Raw genomic sequence first — 19,978 nt, 5'->3', positions numbered from 1 at the left:
TCGACCCGCGCCGGGCATGTGAACCGCGTCGGTTCAGCGGAGGTCGGGTCCGCCCGCCTCTGCGAGCTCGCCGAGCAAGCTGATCTCCTCGTCGGCGTCGTCCGGGGTGTCCGGGCCGACATCGGGGAACGATCCGGATTCTTCCCCGTCACCGAGATGTGGGTACTTCTCAAGGAGGAACCGCCGCCGGTACGCCGTGTCGGCGGCGTCGACGATCGCCTCCAGGGTGGTCCAGTTGAGGGTGCCTCCGACGAGGATCCCGAACGCGGGTACGGCCTTGCCGAGTCCCTTCTTGGTGAGGCGAAAGCCGAATGCCTTCGCGAACCGCGTGGAGACCTTGGCGACAACTGCCTCGTTCAGGACGTCCCATGCCTTGCCGCGGACGAGTGCTTGGGTGAGCCGTGAGATGTCGGCCATCGCAGCGCTCTTGGCGGTGGCCGACGTCGCCGTCCCGGCGTTGACGACAGACATCACGAAGAGCTTCTCGGCGGGCTCTTCGGGGTCATAGCCGTAGAGCAGCGAGATCTGGCCGACGGAGCGAGACGCGAGTCCGAGGACGACCGCGGCATCAGCGGTGAAAGCGCCGACGATTGCACCTCCTGAAGGCGCTGCCGCGGCGCCGGCGGAGGCGGCGACGGCGAGCTGCCCTCCGGAGATCACGAGCCCTGCACCCGCTCCCGAGAGCGCTGCGGCGGCCGGGTAGTACCAACTCGCCGCTCGTCCACGGACAGCGTCGATCTGCTCGAGGTCGAGGCGGCGCAGATCGGACAGCGATGCGATGTCGTGCCCGCGCTTCTTGTGGAGCGTCACCACGCGTTTGGAGGAGAGCCCCGCTCGCGAGACCCGTCCCACCGTCTGCCGCATGGACTGAAGAGCGGTGCCGCTCCAGTCGGGGAGGGCGTCGACGGCTCCGTGAGCCCCGGCGCTGACCTTGCGAGCGCCCTTGGCAGCGACTTCCTGCCCACGCGAAACCGCCGATTGAGCCCGTGGGTGGTTCTCCAGGTACTTCGTGGCACGCTTGCCGAGTTCCGCGGCGCCGGTGGCCACTTGCTCACCGGCGTTTCTCATCGCTCGTGACAGTGGGCGACCCTTGAACCGTTGGATGTCACGCCATGCCGCGAGCTCGTAGTCCGAGGGATCTGCCATACCGCGATGCTAGTGGCCAAGACCTCCGCGCAGTGCCGTAATGCTGCACACCGGTTCACGCGCACAACGGGACTGCCGCACTGCGGAGCGTGCGGGTCGCGGATGCCGCTCGACTGCACCACCAACCCACGCGGCACCACCTGTGCCTGCGTCGTCCGCTCCGGCAGGGCGCAGGTGCGAACTGATCGAAAACTATTGACAATTACTCACCCCCGGAGGAGCCAAAAGCGACGTCTGCGTTCTCGCCGCCCCAGCCGGCCGGGCTGCGCCAGATGACATTGACACGGAAGACGTCGCGAATCGTGTCTGCAGACCAGTCCTCGGCAGGCGGTTCGGAGAGAACGAGGTAGAGACCGTCGGCCGCCGCGGGCAGCGTGTGGTTGATCTCGAGCAGGCGGGTCGCGCCCGATCGCAGGTCCGCATAGGCGGAGCAGCCTGCGCCCAGGGCCTCGTAGAGGAAGAGACCGTGCTGGGTGACGCAGCTGACGTCGACGATCGGTGAGTCGACCGGCTGGAGGTCCGCCCAGAGGAGCGATGCCTTCAGCGCGTGACGAACCGCTTCGTGCTTCTTGCACGCGCGGTCGGTGCCGGCGGCCGTCTCCAGCGCGCGAAGGAAGCCGTCCTTCGTAGTCACAGCCGGTGTTGCGGCGGTGGTGTCCGCAGTGGTCATCTGCACTTCTTCCTTCTGATCGGGTTGCGTCGGGACGACGGGGACCGCGCCGCCGGAGTCAGGCTTCGTCGTCGCGCCGAAGCGCTCCTGGAGCTCTCGCCGCGCTTCAGCGAGAGGCCCCGCCCAATCGGAAGCTGCCAGCCCCTCCGCGAGCCGGTCCACGTCGAAAGTGCCCTCCTTGAGCGCACGGTTGGTTGTCGCGGCGAGGTCGCGAAGAACTCCGAGTCGTTCTCTGTTCGGATCGCCGAACAGGTGGAGCACGTCAACCCAGTCGGCCTGGTCCCGTCGGAGGATGCGGTTGGCCATGCCTTGGAGTTCGGAGAGCCGGTTGCGGGCGTCGGGGACGTCGCCGTCGCTCTCGGTCAGTTCTCCGAGAACATCCAGTGCGGCGAGGTAGCGCCCTGCCATCCGCTCTGAAACGGGCGACCGACCGCGCTGGTCGGCAGTGAGTACCGTCTGGGTCGTCTCGTTGGCAAGCACCCAGCAGTCCAGCTTCTCGCCCCGCAGCGGAGGAACCGATCCATGGCGGACGGTGAGGACGAGTGGTCGGTCGATCACCGGCGACAACGGCTTGACCTTGAAGCGACCGCCCGGGGCCCGGTCCACGACCTCGACCCGGACATCAGCACCGATCCGGGGAAGCCTTCCGACCTCGCCGCCCTCCGGCCGGGCATGGGGCACCGTCGGTGCCTGGGCGTCCCCGGAACCGGTGAGCGCCTCCGGCAGCGGGGCGGTGTGCAGGACGGTCAGGCTCTGGGTGCTGCGGGTGAGGGCCACGTACAACTGGCGCAGCCCGGCGGGACCGCGGTCGGCGATCGTTGCGGGCTCGACGACCAGGACGTGGTCGTACTCCATACCCTTGACCTGGGCTGCGGCCAGCACGGAGACGGCCTCGCGGTTCCGCTCGCCGACGTCGCCGTCCTCGCCGATCCTGCGGCTGATGGCGTCCAGCCAGTCCGAGTCGTCGGGAACGATGACGGCCACGGAGCGGGGGGTGCTGCCATCACTGGTGTCCACAAGCCGGGCCACGTGGGCGACGGTGTCGTCGAGCAGCTTCCACGGCTCGGTCGCCACGGTCCGTACGACGTTCGCTCCCGCCTCCCGGACAGCCTGCGGGTACGGCAGGGCCGGAGCGATCGTCCGTGCGAGCGGAGCAACGAACTCCATGATCTCGGCAGGAACGCGGTAGCTGGTGGTGAGCTGAGCCACGCTCCAGTCGCCGTGGTCGGAGAGGAGCGCGCCGAGCAGGTCCCAGCTCGTCGGGATGTGGGCGCCCGTCGCCTGCGCGAGGTCGCCCAGGACGGTCATGGAGCCGCCCACGGCACAGCGCCGCCGTAGGGAGCGGGCCTGCATGGGCGTCAGGTCCTGGGCCTCGTCGACGACGATGTGGCCGTATCGCGGTGGGGTGTCGCCGCTGATCAGCACTCGGAGCTCTTCGAGGCAGACGTGGTCGTCGAGGGTCCACGGATCTGCGTCGGCGTTGGCAGCGCGGGCCCGCAGCAGGGCCGCCTGCTCGTCCTCGTCGAGGATGCCGTCGGCGCAGTCCCGGAGGAGGTCGGCCGAGTCGTAGAGGCTGCGCAAGGCCTCCCGGGGGCCGGGGGACGACCAGACGCGTTCGACAAGGCGCTCGACCCGGCGGTTGCGTTCCAGGTCGCGGCGGATCGTACCGGCCTGCCCGCGGCGCGGCGCGATGTCGGCGAGCTCCTGGAGGAGCCGGTCGACGAAGAGGCCGCGGAAACGGTCGCGCCGCTCCCGGAAGGGCCCGTCGCCGGTCCGGGCCCGGTCGAGGAGGGCGAGGACCTCGGTCTTCGGCACGCGAAGGGTCGTACTGCCGGCGGTGACGACGATCGCGGGCTCGTCGCCCTCGAAAGAGGGGTCGACGGTGAGGGCGTCGAGAGCCTCAGGGCGGTAGTCGCTCTCGACGCGGCGCCGCAGCACGGCCGCCATGCGCTCGTCCGACTTCACGAGGCGCGCCTTCGGGGAGTCGGTGCCGAGAATCTCGCCCTCCCACAGGCGGTCCAGCTGGACGGCGTTGACGTCCCGGGTGCCGAGGGTGGGGAGGACCTGTCCGACATAGTCGAGGAACCGCTGATGGGGGCCGATGACGAGGATGTCCTGGGCCCTGAAGTGCTCGTTGTTGACGAGCCAGGTCACCCGGTGGAGACCGACCGCCGACTTGCCGGTACCAGGGCCGCCCTGCACGACGAGGATGTCCGAGGGCGAGCCGGTGACCAGCTCCATCTGGTCACGGCGGATGGTCTCGACGATGTCCCGCATCCGGCCGCCGCGCGAGCGCTGGAGCTCCCGCAGCAGGAAGTCGTCCGGCTGGAGCGTCTTCCGCCGCTGGCGTCGTACGACATCGCCAGGGGTGGGGGCCGACGTACGCTCCGGGGCGGGGGACGCGTCCATCTCATCCGCCGCGCTGTCGTCGACGGCCTGACGGGGCTCCGGTACGGCGGCGGGCTCGGGTACGGCCGAGGGCACGGGAGCGGGCGTCGGCAGGGAGATCTCGTCGAAATAACTCTCGACGATCTGCTGCACGCAGCGGAGCTGCCGACGCAGGACCACCTCGCCCGGGTTCTCGGGCCGGGTCTCGATCCACTTCTTCGCCAGGGGGCTGGTCCACATCAGGACCACCGGCTCGTGCGAGGCGTCGTGCACGCCGCGGCGCCCGATGTACCAGGGACGGGGGTCTCCTCCCGGGTCTTCCGGCGCGTCGACGCGGGAAAAGACCAGGGCTTCGTCGCCGAGCCCTCCGTAGGCCTCTGCGCGAGCCTCCGCGTCGGCCCGGTTGGCGATCCCGTCCTTGCCGCTCGCCGAGGCGGTGGCGGCCGAGGTGCCGCTCAGTTCAGCCAGTTTCGTGGTGTAGCAGTCGTACGCGTGGTCCACCGCCCGCTGCTCGCCGGCGAGGATCTCGTCCCGAGTGGTGGTGCTCATGTGCGTCCTCCCTGCGGTGCCGGGGGACACCGCCACGGGCATGTGCCCGTTCCCCGCTGAAACAACTATCAGAAACCAGACGGTGACGAACAGTCAGTGGATCAGTTTCAGGACGAGGCCGTCGGCCTCGGTCCGCCAGGCCCGTACCTGGTCGTACGTGGGCCCGAGCTCGTACAGGCGGTAGTGGCACCCCGGACTCAGCCGGGACCAGAGGGCCTTCGCCCGTCAGGCCGTCTCCGCCGACGCGACGGAGTGCAGGAGGAGCAGCTCGGCGCGCCCGTGGTGCGGGCGGGAAATTTGTCTATCGTGTGGACACTGGTACGACGTGAGGATGGGGCGGAGCCATGGCAGAAGTGCGCTGCGATCGATGTGACTTCGTCATCGGAATGGGCTGTGCGTGCCCGCCCGACGGATCCGCGCCAAAGGCGCGTCCCGCAGCCTCGCCCCGGCAGGAGTGGCGGCGCTTCCCTGCGGACACGATTCTGATCTCCCCTACGCAGTACGCACACCTTCCCGGAGCCTGTACCCACCTGACCGAGGATCTGGTGACCGCACCACGTTGGGGCTGGATCCCCACACCTCCGGCCGGACTCTGGGACCGGTTGAGCAGCAGCTACCCGGCAACCGCGACAGAGGGAAACACCGCGCGGCAGGCGGTACGGCGGTGCGAGGAGTGCCAGACGACGCCGGCGTGACGTGAGCTGCCATGGATGCAGGTACGGGTGCTCGCCTTGAGTTTGCAAGGCGAGCACTCTCAACGGGCCTTACGAGGCGTTCCCGCCCCATCCGGCTGGCAACAGAGGCGGGCGACGCCGCTTACCCCACACTGTCCGGTGCGCTCGAACCTTCGATGGGCAGCCCCTCCGCCTCGTAGCCGGATCATCCTGAACGCCGACGGCGCCCGCCACCGGTCCCCGGAAGAGGACCCGGACAGGAAGGAAGAGGCAAGTACAGCCCTGCGCCTCGCCCACGAGATCCTCGACCGCGCGCCAGGCGTCGTCGCCGCCGTGCTCGACACCGCCTGGCGCGGAACCCACCGAGCCAGGCTCGTCGCCCGCGGAATCGCCGTCGGCACAGCAGGAGAGCCTCGCAGGGTGACCCGCGCCCGGCGCTGACCGGGCAGCTGCCCTCCCGGCGTCGGGCGGGTAACCCCCTCACCTGCGCATCCCCACCCGCTACACTGACGGCGGCGCGCCAGTCCACTGGCGCACTGGTGGATCAGTGGATCGATGCGTCCGGGATCGCGGCTTCCGCCGCAATTTCCCACACATTTTCCTACAGATCCCCGCCTTCGCCTTCGTCCGCCTTCGTGGGATCTGTCGAAAACTCCGTCGTCCCAGGTCAGAGCCGGCGAGCTGCGACGCCACCAAACGCGATCGCACGTTTCCAAAACGCCTCCCCAGAGTTTCTGCGGGTCACGACAGCTGCAACGAGGTAACTCCACCGACCGCCCCCACCTCGCCTGACAGTGCACGAGCGCCACAGGTGCGGTCGCGGATCCTGCACCGGCGTCGTCACCCAGGTGCCATCCCGCAGGTTGCTACTCTAGTAGCATGGATGCAGGGTTACAGCTGTGCCTACGCCCTCGCCCTTCATTCCGTGGCCCCGGCTCGACCGTCGCGCCTACCTGCTGCTCCTCGACGACCAGCACCGGCTCCTGCTGTGCGGTGGGTGCTGTAGTGGCTGGACGGTCCCACAGGTGCGCATCAACGCAGGCTCGGACTTCCGGAGGGCCGCTGTCGAATTTCTCGCCGAGCGATTCCAACTCAAGGACCCCCGCTTCGAATCCACATACGGCTTGCGACAGTCCCGGTTCGGCGACAACTGGGAATTCGATCGCGTCACAGCAACTCGCACATTTATCGTCCGCATCAGCGATGAGCAGAGCAGGGAAGTCACACGTAAATCCGCGTCCCACACTCGGTGGGAACTCACGGACTTGAGGAGGCGTAGGCGGCAAATTCATCCGGAGGGGGTGGTACTACTCACCATCGGTTACGTAGAGGGCTGGATCCCCGATGGGCCGATTTCTCTTTACTGATTTCGAACTAGAGAGAGATGTCACCATATGCCATCAAGATCGCCCTGACTCGCACCATTCAATCGATCGAGCTGAAGGCAGCGCAGGACTCCATCGGAATGAAACTTGGCTCGGTCAGCGGCGACAGCAGCCTCGCAACCCTGCCGACCGTGCGAGACGAACAGCGCGTCATACCGAAAATCTGGAAGCGACTCGGGGACGCATGGCCCATCAACGTGCCACGAATCGCATTGTCTGGCACAGGCGGAAAGCACCTGGGCGAAGCCCCAACTTTACGCGCTGGCTTGTGTGGGGTCCGCCAGACTACTGGCGGACCCCACGCAAGCTATGCGCGGTCGGAACCGGGGATAAGGAGCGAATCTCGCTGTCCAGGAATAGTAGAACCTTGCGATTCCACCTCAAGGCCAATCCATGGCGCAAGGGAATCCCATGCTAGGCCGCAAAGCCGATTAGACCGTTCACGAATGAACTCCTCGGTCCAATCCTCGTCTCGCCTAGCAAGAGACGACACGAGGGGGAGGTAGCGTGCCCGGTGGATGATTGCTTCTGCTCCTTGCCCCAAAGAGATCCCTTCACGGGAAGCCATCGCGAGAGTCTTCTCCGCCTCCTCCATCGTGGTGGCGGAAAGGGCGCGGAACATCAGCCGCTTCAACTCCCACGACCGGTCGCTGGCTGACGAGTTCTCGACTGTCGGCAAAAGCGTGAGGTTTCCGAGGGTATGCACAGTTGTCGAGTCATCGTAGATCTTGATGTCCCAGCCGTTGGCTCCGGGATTCTGGGGCGCGATGTGCTCGATGGTGGCGAAGTCAGTGCTGTTCCAGCGATTCAGGTTCAGCGTGCTGAGGAGTCCCCTCCTTCCCTGTGTCACCAGGCCAGGGCTTCCCTCGTCTGGAGCGGAGTCACTTGAGGCTGCGAGCAGCAGCAGCCTGGAGAGGGGGCGATTGCTGGTGTAGACCGGTGTGGCTGCTGCCTTGGCAACCCACTGGCTCTTGCCATCAATGCCCTCAGCTTGCAGCTGTTGACGTAGGAAGCCCAGCATGTCCTCAACCGGTGGGACGGTCGTGAGTTGCTGGCCGAAGCGTGGGAATCGAGGACCACTACTCGTGGCGTGGTACGTCATGAGCTTGCGGTAGACGTTGTCAATGCCATGTGTGCCTCCGAACGCACCACGCCACAGGGCGAAGAAGGCTCCGCAGGCCCGTACGGCCGTTAGATACTCGCTGGCCTGCCGGTCGAGGTGTTCACCAGAGCTCAGCTGGTGCGCAGCGAAGTACCGGGTAAGCGGGGCGATCACAATGTCATGCTTCGCTTCGCCGAGTACCTGCAAGCACAGCGCCGCTTGTTGACGTAGCGCGTCGTCGGCATATTCCGGGAGGCTCTCTGGAGCGCCCCAGGGACCTGATACGAAGCGGGTTACCTCGGCCAAGGCGTGCAGGAAAGTTCGGCGCCCCACCTTGTCCGGCTCTTTGTCGAAAGCAGTTCGCAGGTACCGCCGTTGCTCACTGAGCCTCTTACTCAGTCGCTGGCCATCATGGAGTAGGGCGAAGGGGATTAGGATGTTACTTGTTGCAGTCTGCCGCTGATCAGCCGAGGTTGCCCCGTCGAGGTATTTTTCGACGGTGTCGAAGTAGGTGTAGGAATCAGATCCATTCCACTCGTTGAGGCCCTCGTTCTGAATCGCCTTTGGCTTGAACGTTTCGATGGCAGTGAGTGGCTGCCCCGTCGTATTGAGAGCTTCAAACATATCGAACCCGTAGTCTTCGCGCTTGGCAGTCACTACGGCGACAGTCACTCGGTTCAACAGGTAGTTGGCGAACACGATCAGGCGGAGGAGTGAGCCAATACGATCGTCGCCGTTCGCGGCCTCCACCACGGCTGCGGGGAACGGGCTGTTGAACAGAGCTTCCTGCAGCTTCTGAGACTCGCCAATTGCCCTGGTCGACGGAATCTCGGTTTCGTCTTCTCGCGTGTTTCTCGATGGAGAGACAGCACTGCGAAGTGTCCTGCGAACGAAGGCCCGGATACTCTCAAGTGTCTTGTGGGCCTGAGAGTTGGCGTCCGCGGCTTCGCCCTCGACAAAAGAGACGTGCTTGTAGTCCTTCGGGTTTGACTCGTCGCGCGCGTACCGACCGTACTGATGCAGGTAGTACCCGATGGGGGAGTCGTACTTTGCCCTACCTGAATCTCGGGACCAGACGTCGTGGTACGAGCGAACCATGCGGGGGTAGTAGCGAAAGTCGCCCTTGCCGTACCGCATGTCTTCTTCGAAGGTGTCGGTCAATCGACTCGTAACGTCGATGGCCTGGTTGTAGCACCAATCTCTCGCTTCACCGTCGGTCTTGGGCAACTTGCCGGCGCGGACACTGATCTCTTCGTGCAACACCGTGGTCAGCAGTAGCAGCGTAGTGAGTCGTTGCTGCCCGTCGATGATGGTCATGACCTTGGGGGGCACCATGGGGCGATCGATTGGCTCGACTGTCGTGTACTGCAGATCTCGCAACGCAATCACGGTTCCGAGGAAGCAGATCGAGTCTTCAAACTCCGTGATCTGCTCAAGTCCGTGGGCGACGTCAGCGATCAACCGTTTGACCTTCGCATTTTCCCAGCTATACGCCCGCTGATAGGGCGGGATGTACAGTCCCTGCCCCGTTTCGCTGAGGAATTCTGCCACTGCCCGCGGCGCAGCATCGAAGATCTCCCGCGCTTCCATCCATGATCTCCCGTGATCTCGTCTGACGACACCGCGAACCTGCAGAGCCGCCGCAGCACCCTTACCATCCGCCGGGGAGAAAACCGGTGTTGTGACGCGCACGCTAGGGATGCATCACTATCCGGCTTGTGCTGCGATGCGAGCCCCCCGACCTCGACCGCATACCCACCCCCCTTTGACAAGGGCGCACGCCATGACCATCGGACGCGTATGAGCTGCAACACTCGATCAAGCCTAGACCGGGGTGCTGGCATTCGGGGGCCGCTCGGAAAATCTTCGGCTCGGACCGTAGCGATGTCGATGCTCCGCGTGGCTGAAAGGCGTTGTTCCAGCGAGCTTGCCTCAAGGGGTACGTGCGTCCGTTAGGATCTCAGGGCGCTCCTGGTGGAGCATGAGCTACCGGCGAGAACAGCCACCAGGAGTGACGTAAGGAGCGAATCGCGGCAGGTGGGGCACTCTATGGCATCAGACGCATACAGCGTGCAGTCGGTGTACCTCGACTACAACGCCACCACTCCAATGCGCCCGGCGGCACTCAAGGCTACATACGAAGCCCTCACCGCCGTAGGCAATGCTTCCAGCATCCATCACCCTGGCCGTGACGCTGCGACCAGGGTAGACAAAGCACGTCGTCAGGTCGCTGAACTGCTGAACTGCTCCCCCGGTGAGCTCATCTTCACCTCGGGGGCAACCGAAGCCAATAACCTTGCGCTGCAGGCTGCTTATGCCCAGAGCGGTTGCATCATCACCTCGGCGGTCGAGCACCCGGCTGTCCTGGAAACCGCCCGAGCGCTCACAGGGGACGCTCCGGGGCGCCTCGCGATCTTGCCCGTCGGCAGCGAGGGGCAGATCGGCCTGAATGCCTTCAGGTCTGCGCTTCAACAGGGCGGGGTGGCCCTCGTCTCCATCATGCTGGCGAACAATGAGACCGGAGTGATCGTCGATCTTGTTCCCGTGATCGAGGCCGCACACTTGGCAGGCGCGCTCGTCCACACGGACGCGACACAGTACGTTGGCCGCCTTCCCCTCGACCTGGGTGACCTCGACGTCGATCTACTCTCACTGTCTGCCCACAAGTTCGGCGGGCCACAGGGGGTTGGCGCACTGTTCATTCGTCGCAACACTCCTCTGACTCAACGCCCACTGGTCTTCGGCGGAGGCCATGAGCGCGGCTGGCGCGCTGGAACGCTCAATGTCCCTGGCATCGCCGGCATGGGAGCCGCAGCCGAGGCCGTTCACCGACAGCTCGACGATGAAGCACCCCGCATCACCAAGCTGCGCGATCTCCTGGAGGGCGAACTCCTGGCGCAGCTCCCTGGAAGCCACGTCAATGGCGCAGCGGCACCACGGCTACCCGGCGTCACGAGCATCAGCTTTCCGGGTGTCCCAGCCGACGCGCTTCTCGCTGCGATGCCTGACGTAGCCGCATCCGATGGCAGTGCGTGCTCCGCCGGGGCACCGAGCCCGAGCCATGTCTTGGTCGCCATGGGTCTCAGCCGGGAGGACGCCGACTCCACCATCCGCTTCTCGTTGGGCTATGCCACGACGGAGCAGGAAATTCGCCGCGCCGTTGAAGCCACAGTTGGGGCTGTCACCTCTGTACACACCGCTATGTATCCCACCGACAGCCCTTGACCGGCGCCCCAAGACTTCGCACTCTCACCTTGAACTGAAGGGTTCGACCGTAATGCCAGAAGGCCGCCTCTCCTCCGACATCGTCGGACTGAAATTCAACAGGCACGAGAGCTTCCCCCCGCGCTTCGGCTGGCTGCACAAGGCATACCTGCAGGTCAAGAAGGACGAGATGCTCTTCCACTCCCCTGATGCGCTCGTGCGCTTGGGGGTGGGCAAGAACATGGTCTATTCCATGCGTTACTGGTCGCAGGCGTTCAAGCTCAGCCACGAGTACCGCAGCGCCGACCTACAGGCGCGGGCGCTTGCAGCCACCCCGACATGGCGTGCCCGATGGCTCCTGGACGAAGAGGGCGCCGACCCCTACCTCGAGGACACGGGCAGCCTCTGGTTGTTGCACTGGTGGCTGGTATCAGGAAGCAAGGAGGCCAAGTGCCTCGCCCCAAGCTGGTACGTGATGTTCCACCTCGCGCCGCTCGCTCGGGTCACGGTCGAGGAAATGACCACCCTCATCACGCGTGAAGTACACAACAGCTTCGACCGCGACAAGTGGCCGGCGCCTGAGTCGATCAGCCGAGACGTCGAGTGCTTCATCAAGATGTACGCGCCGGACCCCGACGCGAACCCGCTCTCGCCCGGCAGCTTCGAGGACTCCCTCCTGTGCCCCTTCCGTGAGTTGGGACTTCTGGAGTTCCAAGGAGGCCGCGGCAAGGAGCGCACGTACCGCTTTACCAGCGGCATCCGCCCCAGCCTCCCGCCCCGTGTCCTCGTGCACGCTTGTCTCGACTACGCGGCTCGCTTCAGTCGTAAGCCGGACTCCATCTCGCTTGCCCGTCTCGCCAGCGAGCCCGGTGCGCCTGGCCGCGCTTTCCACATGCGCGAGCCGGAGCTTGGTAGGTCGATCGAAGCCCTCGTCGAGAGCCACCCTCAGCTTGAGATCGTGGAGTCGCTCGGGCAGCGGAGCCTGCGCTTCGCGGACAACCCGGAGACCCTCGCTTGGGACATCCTCGACGAGCAGTACGGCCGCGTGCGTGACCGCGAAGGCTTCCCCTCTCCCGAGGAGTGGGCACAGCAGAACCCCGGCCTGAATAAGACCACGGCCGACGACGCTGAGGCCGCACAGGGGCAGATCCCCCAGCAGCCCGACATGATCAAGGAGCTCGCGTGACCACGGCCACCAAGCCAACTTCCCGCACCAAGCGGAAGGGCGCGGGAATCCAGATCCCTACAGGAATCAGCTTCGTCGGAACGGAGTTCCGTTCCACCAACCTGGAACGCGACGTCCGAGTCCAGGACCTCCACTCCCCGTACGTCGGCGTGCGCGCTGGCGACGTCCTGGACCGCGTTGGCAATGCCCTGGGAGATCTCAAGCGCAATCGCGCCTGGTCCTTCACCGGGCCCTACGGCTCCGGCAAGTCGACTCTGTCGAACCTGATCGACGCATTCCTGGGTCACGACGCTGAGCGTCGAACCACTGCTTACGAGGCGGTAGCTGCGACCAACGCCGCATTGGCGCAGGAGATCGCAGAGAACCGTGAGGCGCTCGCGGCAGAAGGTTTCCTGGGAGCTGTCACCACAGCACGCAGAGAACCACTGGCCGACACCATCCACCGGGCCCTTCAGACCGCTGTGGACCGCAGGTGGAGGAAGCGCGTACCGAAGGACGTCGCGACGGCCATGGCTGCCTGCGCGGAGACCGACATCCCGACGACCGACAGCCTGCTGCACGCAGTCACCACGCTGTGCGGCAAGGCACCGCTTCTCCTGATCATCGATGAGTTCGGCAAGACGCTGGAATATCTCGTCTCCAGCGGCGAGGGCAGCCATGCCGAGAGCGATGTCTACTTGCTCCAAATCCTCGCGGAGAAGAGCGCCGGCGCCAAGGGGCTGCCGCTCTTCATGTTCACCCTGCAGCACCTGGCTTTTACGGACTACGCCTCTCAGTCCAACTCCGTCCAGACCCAGGAATGGGCCAAGATCCAAGGGCGCTTCGAGGACGTCACCTTCGCCCCCAACCTCGGTGACGCGGTCTACCTTCTACAGAGGAAACTGGCCCACGCATCGGTGCAGGAACAGGGGAGGAAGCTCGTAGCCGCGCAGGCGCAGGCGGCCCACGGCATCTGGCGCCAGCATTCTCTGCACTCCGTCGTCGATATCACCGCGGAGTCATTCGCCAACCTGTACCCGCTGCACCCGCTCACCGCCGTAGCAGCCCCACTCATGGCGACACAGATCGGCCAGAACGACCGAAGCCTCAGTGGCTTCCTCGTCAACGACGAGCCCCACACGGTGCGACGCACTCTCGACACCTGCGCGGACGAGGCGCCGGAGCGCGCTTCGACGATCCGGATCCCGCAGCTGTACGACTTCTTCTTCTCCGCCGGGCGCACCACGATCCTCGCCTCCTCCAAGGCGAGCCGATGGCTGGAGATCAACGCCCGCCTCGAGGAAGCCCACGGGCTCCCCGAAGCCGATCAGGAACTACTCAAGGCGATCGGCGTACTCAACCTCATCGACGCCGACGGACTCCTGCGCGCCACGCCGGCGATGATCCAGTTCGCACTGAACGACCCGACCGACGCGACCGACACAAAGCGGTTCGACCAGCTGAAGAAGAGGCTCGACAAGCTGGTGGAGGACGGGCTCGTCGTCCACCGCTCATACAGCGACGAATACCGGATCTGGCAAGGCACCGACGTCGACATCGATGCCCGGGTGCGCGAGATCGCTATCCAGCTCCAACCCGACGACGTAGTGCGCTACTTCAACAAGCACCTCGGGACAAATGTCCTCCCGAACGCGGTTGCTGCGGGCGCGCACAGCCAGCTCACCGGCATGCAGCGGCACTTCGTGACCGCCGTCAGCCACCAGACCGAGAAGCTACGAGGCCCCAAGGTCGTGCAGGATGCGGCCGACGGGATGCTCGTCTTCCACTTCGGTGATCTGAAGAGCACCCCCCGGGTCGACTCACCGCTCCCGGTCGTCATCGGTGTGACCAAGAACCCCCAGGCGGTACTGGACGTCGGCAACACCCTCGTGGCGCTTCAGGACCTTATGAGCGATGAGGAGCTCGACCACGTCGCCCGGCGGGAGATCAACGAACGGGCCGGAGAGTTCTCCCAGCGCATCACCGCCATGCTCGCCGAAGCATTCCGCCCGGGAAGCGATGAGTCGAGCTGGTACTTGTGGAAGAGCGGCGAGGAGACCGACGGGCAACCGGCCCAGCAGCTCAAGGCCCGCAGCTACGCAGGGCTCGTATCCGAAGCGTGCAACGTGGTCTATCACCAGACCCCTCACGTACGGAACGAGATGGTGGGCCGCCACCAGCTCACCAGCAACGCAGCCCGCACGCGCCGCGAAGTCCTCACGTCGATGATCGAGAAGACAGGGCTGCCCCTGCTCGGTTGGCCTCACGACAAGTTCCCCGCAGAACGTGCCTTGTACGACGGCGTCGTTGAGCACCTCGGACTGCATCGCGCCGCTGGCGAGGTCAACGGCGGTCAGAACTCTGAAGGCAGCATCCACACACACGGCATGTCCCGCCCGAGTGCTGCCACGAACGAGAGCATCATGCCTGTCTGGGAGGCTCTCGAGGCGGCACTGAGCGAAGCCACGGAGCCAACCAACCTCGTAGAGATCTACGAGCGGCTCATGGCTCCTCCGTACGGCGTGAAGGCTGGCGTTGTCCCGATCCTGGTCGTCGCAGCGCTCGTCTTGCGCGGCAACGACGTTGCGGTCTTCGAGGAAGGCAACTACTGCCCTCGTCTCACCGCCCCGATCATGGAGCGCCTGAACGTCAATCCGGAGCGTTTCGCGCTCAAGGCGACTCCGGCCGACCGCGGCCAGCGCCGACTCGTACTCGATGGCCTCGTCACGTCGCTTGGCGTCGACATCCCCCGTAGCCGAGCCAACCGGAACCCGGCACTGCTGGCGGTCACCCGCGGGATGCTGGAACGAGTGATGGTCCTGGACCAATACTCGCGCAAGACCCGCCGACTCAGCGAAGACACCCTCGTGGTCCGCAAGGTGCTATCCGAAGCGACCGACCCGGACCAGTTGGTCTTCGAGGAACTCCCCGAGGCACTCGGCTTTGAGAAGGTCACCCCAAGCACGCGGAAGGACTCCGAGACAGCGGAGGCATACGTCGTACGCCTCACGGCTGCGCTAAACGAGCTCACCGACGCCAGCGCGAGCTTGTGCCAGCACGTGGTGAATACGTTGGCGCAGGAATTTCGACTCCCCGCGTCGAGTATCGGCGAACTGCGGGTTGGCCTGGCTGAGCGCATGCGCGGCTTCGCCGACGCCTCGCTCGAAGTCAGCCTCCACGGCTTTGTGACTCGAGTGCTCAACGAGATGCTTCCCGATGACGACTGGCTCGGGACGGTTGTGGTCCAACTCGTCAACCAGGCACTCGGCGACTGGACAGACCGTGACGTGGACGTCTTCCCCCGAGTAGTACGGGACAGGGCGCGCGCGCTGGACCGCGTGAGCCACCTCTACAACGCCGTGGAGGAGGAGCCGGCCGACGAGGCCGTCAGGGAAGTCAGCAAGCGCTCTAAGCCGAAGCAGCGCCAGATCGACACTCGCCTGCTGACCCTCACCACCCCACAGGGAACGGAAGAGCGCACGCTTATCCATGTCCCGAAGAAGTCGCGGAATGCCGCAGACGAGCTCGTTGTCAGTGTCATCAGGCAAGCTGAGGAAGCACTGGGCCCCGACGGCGCACGCATCCTGCTTGCCGCCCTGGCCGAGCACCTGTCCGGCCAGGACAGCGTCGCATCCGAGCAGAAGGAGCAGCTGTGACAGACACCGACAGCTCCAACAGCAAGAAGCGCCACGTACTCGGTATCTCGGGAGGCAAGGACTCCTCATCTCTCGCGATCTACATGCGAGACCGCGTACCGGAGATGGAGTACTTCTTCTGCGACACCGGCGCCGAGCTGCCCGAGACATATGAGTACCTCAACCGTCTCGAAGGCGCCCTCGGCAAGCCCATCGAGCGACTCAACTCGTCCCGGGACTTCGATCACTGGCTTGAGGTCTACCAGGGAACGCTGCCCAGCCCCCAGATGCGCTGGTGCACCAAGAACCTGAAGATCAAGCCTCTTGAGGAATGGATCGGCGACGACGAGGCCATCTCGTACGTGGCGATCCGGGCCGACGAGAACCGACTCGGCTACGTCAGCACCAAGCCGAACATCACCGCCGTCTTCCCCTTCCGCGAGGACGGTATTGATCGCGCGGGAGTGGATCGAATCCTCGACGAGGCTGGCATCGGCCTCCCCGGCTACTACGAGTGGCGCACCCGATCCGGCTGCTACTTCTGCTTCTTCCAGCGTAAGCATGAGTGGGTTGGACTGAAGGACCGGCATCCGGAGCTCTTTGAGAAGGCCATAGCTTACGAGAACAAGGTCAAACACCAGGACACGGCCATGCAGGACCGCAAGTACACCTGGTCACAGGGGGAGTCTCTCGACGAATTGATAGAGCGGCGAGAGGACATCGAGGCTAAGCATCAGGTGGCACTTGAGCGTGCGGCTAAGCGGCAGAAGCCGAACCGTCCGTTGCTGGAAATCCTGTCCAACGCACTAGACGATGACGACGACGATGCCGCCTGCGCGGTTTGCCATCTCTGATAGGTAACAGCCAGTGCCCGGTCTGCGGCTTCGCAACCGGGCACGCTGGCTTATTGGTGCAGCAGGCCACTGACCTCTCTAAGGACCTCCAGAGTCATGTCGTCCAGCCCGGAATCTAGGCGCATCGACCGCCGAACGGGCCGGGTGGGACGGAGCCACCTTAGAAATCCGAGCCGGGGAAAGCCCGGGCGCCTTCCTCCTCTGAGGCAAGCGGCCTGAAGCAGGGCGTTTATTGGCGTAGAGGTGGCCTTGCCAAGGTCCTCCATAGCTGATGCGCTTGGGGAGTTGGGGTGTCGGACTCGGGGGGCTTCGTGGTCAGGGCTATTCTCGGTTCGATGTGTCGTGCCCTCGGTAGCAAGACGGATTCGGTCTTTCCGCTCGGTGGACGGGCGGCCCGCGCATGAGACTCCGGCGGGGGATCACGATCGGCGTCGTGGCAGCCGGGGGTGCCGTGACAACGATGCTCGTGGGACTCGTCACGAACGCGGTGTCCGAGTCGGAGTGGCCAGGCTGGTTGGGGTGGTTACAGCGGCATGCCTGGTTCTCGTTCGCAATGCTGGGCGGGGCCACGGTCGGGCTGACCATGCTGCTCGCCGCACTGTCGGAGACCCGCACGCCCCAGCAGTCCCCTGAGCCGCATCAGCCGGGGAGCGGGACGGAGCCTCCAGGGGCCGCCTTGGTGCTGCGGTCGCTACCGCGCGACACCGCGGCGTTCACCGACCGGAGCGCCGAACTCGAGTCGCTGGTACGGTCCGTGAGGATCTCGCAGGAGAGCGGCTCGGCGCTGCCCGTGCATGTGATCGACGGAATGCCAGGGGTCGGCAAAACAACGTTCGCCGTGCACGCCGGCCATGTGCTGTCGGAACGATTCCCGGACGGGCAGCTGTTCGTGAACCTCAACGGTCACACGACGGGGCGCGCGCCGGTGCAGGCCACCGAGGCGCTGGCTTCGTTGCTGGCCGCGACCGGGGTGCCTGTGCAGCGGATTCCCGTCGGCGACGACGTGGGCGCGGTCGCCGAGGCGCGAGCGGCCATGTGGCGGAGTCGGCTCGCGGACAAGAAGGCGCTACTCATCCTCGACAACGCGGCCAGCTATCGCCAGTTTGAGCCTCTACTCCCGGGCGGGAGCGGCTGTCTCGTGCTGGTGACCAGCCGGAAGCGGCTGGCGGCGTACGAGGAGGTGGTCCTGCCTGTGGCGGCGTTGCCGCCGGAGCACTCGGTCGACCTCTTCGTACGCCTCAGCGGGCGGCCGGCGGACTCGCTCGACCATGCCGTGCTCGCGGAGCTGGTGGGACTGTGCGGGTATTTGCCGCTGGGGGTTTCGTTGCTCGCAGCGCGGCTGCGCCATCATCCGTTGTGGAGCGCCGAGGACCTGCGGGCGCGGCTGGTGGCGGCACGGGACCGGCTGGGAGAACTCCGGGCCGGGGAGCGCGCAGTCGCCGCGACGTTCGACCTGTCCTACCGTGACCTCGCGCCGGAGCGGCAGCGCTTCTTCCAGCGTCTCGGCTTCTACCCTGGTACCGACCTCGACGCCTATGCCGGTGCCGCGCTCGGCTCAGTCTCGGTGGCCGCGGCGCGCGAGCAACTCGACGCGCTCTACGACGCCCATCTGATCGACGAACACCCTGGAAGCCGTTATCGGCTTCATGACCTCTTACGCGACTACGCCCGCGGTCTCGCCGACGAGGGAGGCACCATGGAACAAGTTCAGGCCGTTCAGCGCGTGTGCACCTACTACTTGGCCGCCCTCTCTGTCGCGAACGGACACATCCTTCGCGGTGGCACTGCCACACCGGCGCCACCAGGCGTCGCCGCGCAGGTGGAGACGCCACCCATGGAGTCGCGTACGGCGGCCCTGGGCTGGCTGGAGAACGAGCGGGCGAACGTCCTTGCCTGCATCCGGCGAGCGAACAGTCTCGCGCTGCATGAGCTGGTCGTCCGTATGGCCGCGGCCATGGCCCCCTTCCTGCGGCAGGCCGGCCCGTGGGACCAGGCCGTCAGCCTTCACCGCACGGCCGCCGAGGCCGCCCGGCACACCGGCAACCGGCGCGCGCTGGCTGGCGCGCTCGCCGAGGTCGGAGTCGTACGGCGCTTCATGGCCGCCTACCCTGAGGCGATCGAAGCCCTGAACGAGGCGGTGACGGAGTACGAGGCAGTCGGCGAACGACGCGGCAAGGCGGACGCTCTGAACCAGGCGGGCATCGTCTCGTACATGATCGCGGACAACGACGCCGCGGCCCGCGCCCAGACCGAGGCCCTTGCCCTCTACCGCGACATCGGCGACCGGCTCGGCCAGGCGAACGCGCTCGCGGACCTCGGCATGGTGCGCCGGCAGACAAGCCAGTTCGACGTGGCGGTGGAGGAGCAGACCGAGGCCCTGTCGATCTATCGCGAGCTGGGTGACCGCTACGGAGAGGCCAACTCGCTGCGGGACCTGGGCATCGTGCACTGCCTCATGGGTGAGTATGAGCTGGCCACGCGGCGGCACCGTCAGGCGTTCGACATCTATCAGGAGCTCGACGACCGGGTCCACCAAGCGTACGCCCTCAACGAACTCGGCGTCGTACGGCGGCTGACCGGCGACCTGCCCGGGGCACGGGAGGCCCATGCCCAGGCGCTGGAGCACTACACGGAGCTCGGCGAGCGGTTCGGGCGCGCGAACAGCGTCCGCCACCTCGGGGTGCTGGACCGCGTGGAAGGGAACGTCACCGAGGCGATCCGTGTGTTGGAGGATGCCCTGGATTCGTACCGCGATCTCGGTAGCCGTGGCGGCGAGGCTGCCTCGTTGGGCGAGTTGGGTGTGGCGCACGGAATCGTCGCGGAGCAGGACCACGCTGTCGAAGCGTTCCAGCAGAGCCTGGAGATTCTGCGGGAGCTCGGCGACCGGTGCGGGGAGGCTGAGGTCCTGAACCACTGGGGGATGCTGCTGCACGCTTCTGGTGACTGGACCGCCTCGCGGGGATATTTCGAGCAGGCGCTGGGGTTGGCTCGGGACATCCGCTGTCCGTTGGAGCAAGCGCGGGCGCTGGAAGGGATCGGACGCTGCGACTGGATGGCAGACGGACCCGCGCAGGCTGAGGGCTCGCTGAGCGAAGCACTTGCCGTGTACCGGCGGTTGGGCGTGAACGGGGCCGCCGACACTCTCGAGCGGCTGCTTGCGTCGCAGGCGGGGTGAGCCGAGCTTGTGGCCGGATTGGGTATACCAT

Annotated in this window: 9 protein-coding genes; 6 read left to right on the top strand and 3 right to left on the bottom strand. The window is 65.8% G+C overall.

Going from position 1 to position 19,978, the window contains the following annotated elements; translation table 11 throughout:
* Window positions 1-33 precede the first annotated feature (33 nt).
* Both BT364_RS24295 and BT364_RS24290 read right to left on the bottom strand, forming a co-directional pair.
* Window positions 34-1,146, bottom strand: a complete 1,113-nt coding sequence (locus BT364_RS24295; RefSeq protein ID WP_107408298.1) for an EcsC family protein — start codon at window positions 1,144-1,146, stop codon at window positions 34-36.
* 202 nt (window positions 1,147-1,348) lie between these two features.
* A complete protein-coding gene (locus BT364_RS24290) occupies window positions 1,349-4,753 on the bottom strand; it encodes a HelD family protein (protein ID WP_072487358.1) in 3,405 nt (1,134 codons plus the stop codon).
* 833 nt (window positions 4,754-5,586) lie between these two features.
* Between BT364_RS24290 and BT364_RS41055 the strand changes: the two genes are divergently transcribed.
* Window positions 5,587-5,868, top strand: a complete 282-nt coding sequence (locus BT364_RS41055) for a hypothetical protein (protein WP_143166537.1) — start codon at window positions 5,587-5,589, stop codon at window positions 5,866-5,868.
* Between the two features lie 1,251 nt (window positions 5,869-7,119).
* Here BT364_RS41055 and BT364_RS24280 read toward each other — a convergent pair.
* Window positions 7,120-9,504, bottom strand: coding sequence for a DUF262 domain-containing protein (locus tag BT364_RS24280; RefSeq protein ID WP_072487356.1), 2,385 nt, complete (start codon window positions 9,502-9,504; stop codon window positions 7,120-7,122).
* 459 nt (window positions 9,505-9,963) lie between these two features.
* Here BT364_RS24280 and BT364_RS24275 point away from each other — a divergent pair, with 459 nt between their 5' ends.
* The 5 genes from BT364_RS24275 (at window position 9,964) to haaT (ending at window position 19,947) form a co-directional block, all read left to right on the top strand.
* Window positions 9,964-11,139, top strand: coding sequence for a cysteine desulfurase family protein (locus BT364_RS24275; RefSeq protein ID WP_256260194.1), 1,176 nt, complete (start codon window positions 9,964-9,966; stop codon window positions 11,137-11,139).
* Between the two features lie 52 nt (window positions 11,140-11,191).
* Window positions 11,192-12,304, top strand: coding sequence for a DUF4007 family protein (locus BT364_RS24270; protein WP_072487354.1), 1,113 nt, complete (start codon window positions 11,192-11,194; stop codon window positions 12,302-12,304).
* Window positions 12,301-15,939: a hypothetical protein gene (locus BT364_RS24265; RefSeq protein WP_072487353.1), complete on the top strand. Its 3,639-nt coding sequence runs from the start codon at window positions 12,301-12,303 to the stop codon at window positions 15,937-15,939. Before BT364_RS24270 ends, BT364_RS24265 begins: the two co-directional genes overlap by 4 nt.
* Window positions 15,936-16,772, top strand: a complete 837-nt coding sequence (locus BT364_RS24260) for a phosphoadenosine phosphosulfate reductase family protein (protein WP_072487352.1) — start codon at window positions 15,936-15,938, stop codon at window positions 16,770-16,772. The genes BT364_RS24265 and BT364_RS24260 overlap by 4 nt, the downstream gene beginning before the upstream one ends.
* A gap of 400 nt (window positions 16,773-17,172) precedes the next feature.
* Window positions 17,173-19,947, top strand: a complete 2,775-nt coding sequence (gene haaT / locus BT364_RS24255; RefSeq protein WP_177328212.1) for a cyclophane-containing RiPP biosynthesis TPR protein HaaT — start codon at window positions 17,173-17,175, stop codon at window positions 19,945-19,947.
* The last annotated feature ends 31 nt before the right edge of the window (window positions 19,948-19,978 follow it).

The organism is Streptomyces atratus (genome assembly GCF_900119365.1).
GTDB lineage: Bacteria > Actinomycetota > Actinomycetes > Streptomycetales > Streptomycetaceae > Streptomyces > Streptomyces atratus_B.
This window is presented reverse-complemented; position numbering and strand designations above follow the sequence as displayed.

What these genes read in the sequence shown, in the direction of transcription:
- BT364_RS24295 (WP_107408298.1), bottom strand. Translation starts at nt 1,146, where the DNA reads ATGGCAGATCCCTCGGACTACGAGCTCGCGGCATGGCGTGACATCCAA.
- BT364_RS24290 (WP_072487358.1), bottom strand. Translation starts at nt 4,753, where the DNA reads ATGAGCACCACCACTCGGGACGAGATCCTCGCCGGCGAGCAGCGGGCG.
- BT364_RS24280 (WP_072487356.1), bottom strand. Translation starts at nt 9,504, where the DNA reads ATGGAAGCGCGGGAGATCTTCGATGCTGCGCCGCGGGCAGTGGCAGAA.
- BT364_RS24275 (WP_256260194.1), top strand. Translation starts at nt 9,964, where the DNA reads ATGGCATCAGACGCATACAGCGTGCAGTCGGTGTACCTCGACTACAAC.
- BT364_RS24270 (WP_072487354.1), top strand. Translation starts at nt 11,192, where the DNA reads ATGCCAGAAGGCCGCCTCTCCTCCGACATCGTCGGACTGAAATTCAAC.
- haaT (WP_177328212.1), top strand. Translation starts at nt 17,173, where the DNA reads ATGAGACTCCGGCGGGGGATCACGATCGGCGTCGTGGCAGCCGGGGGT.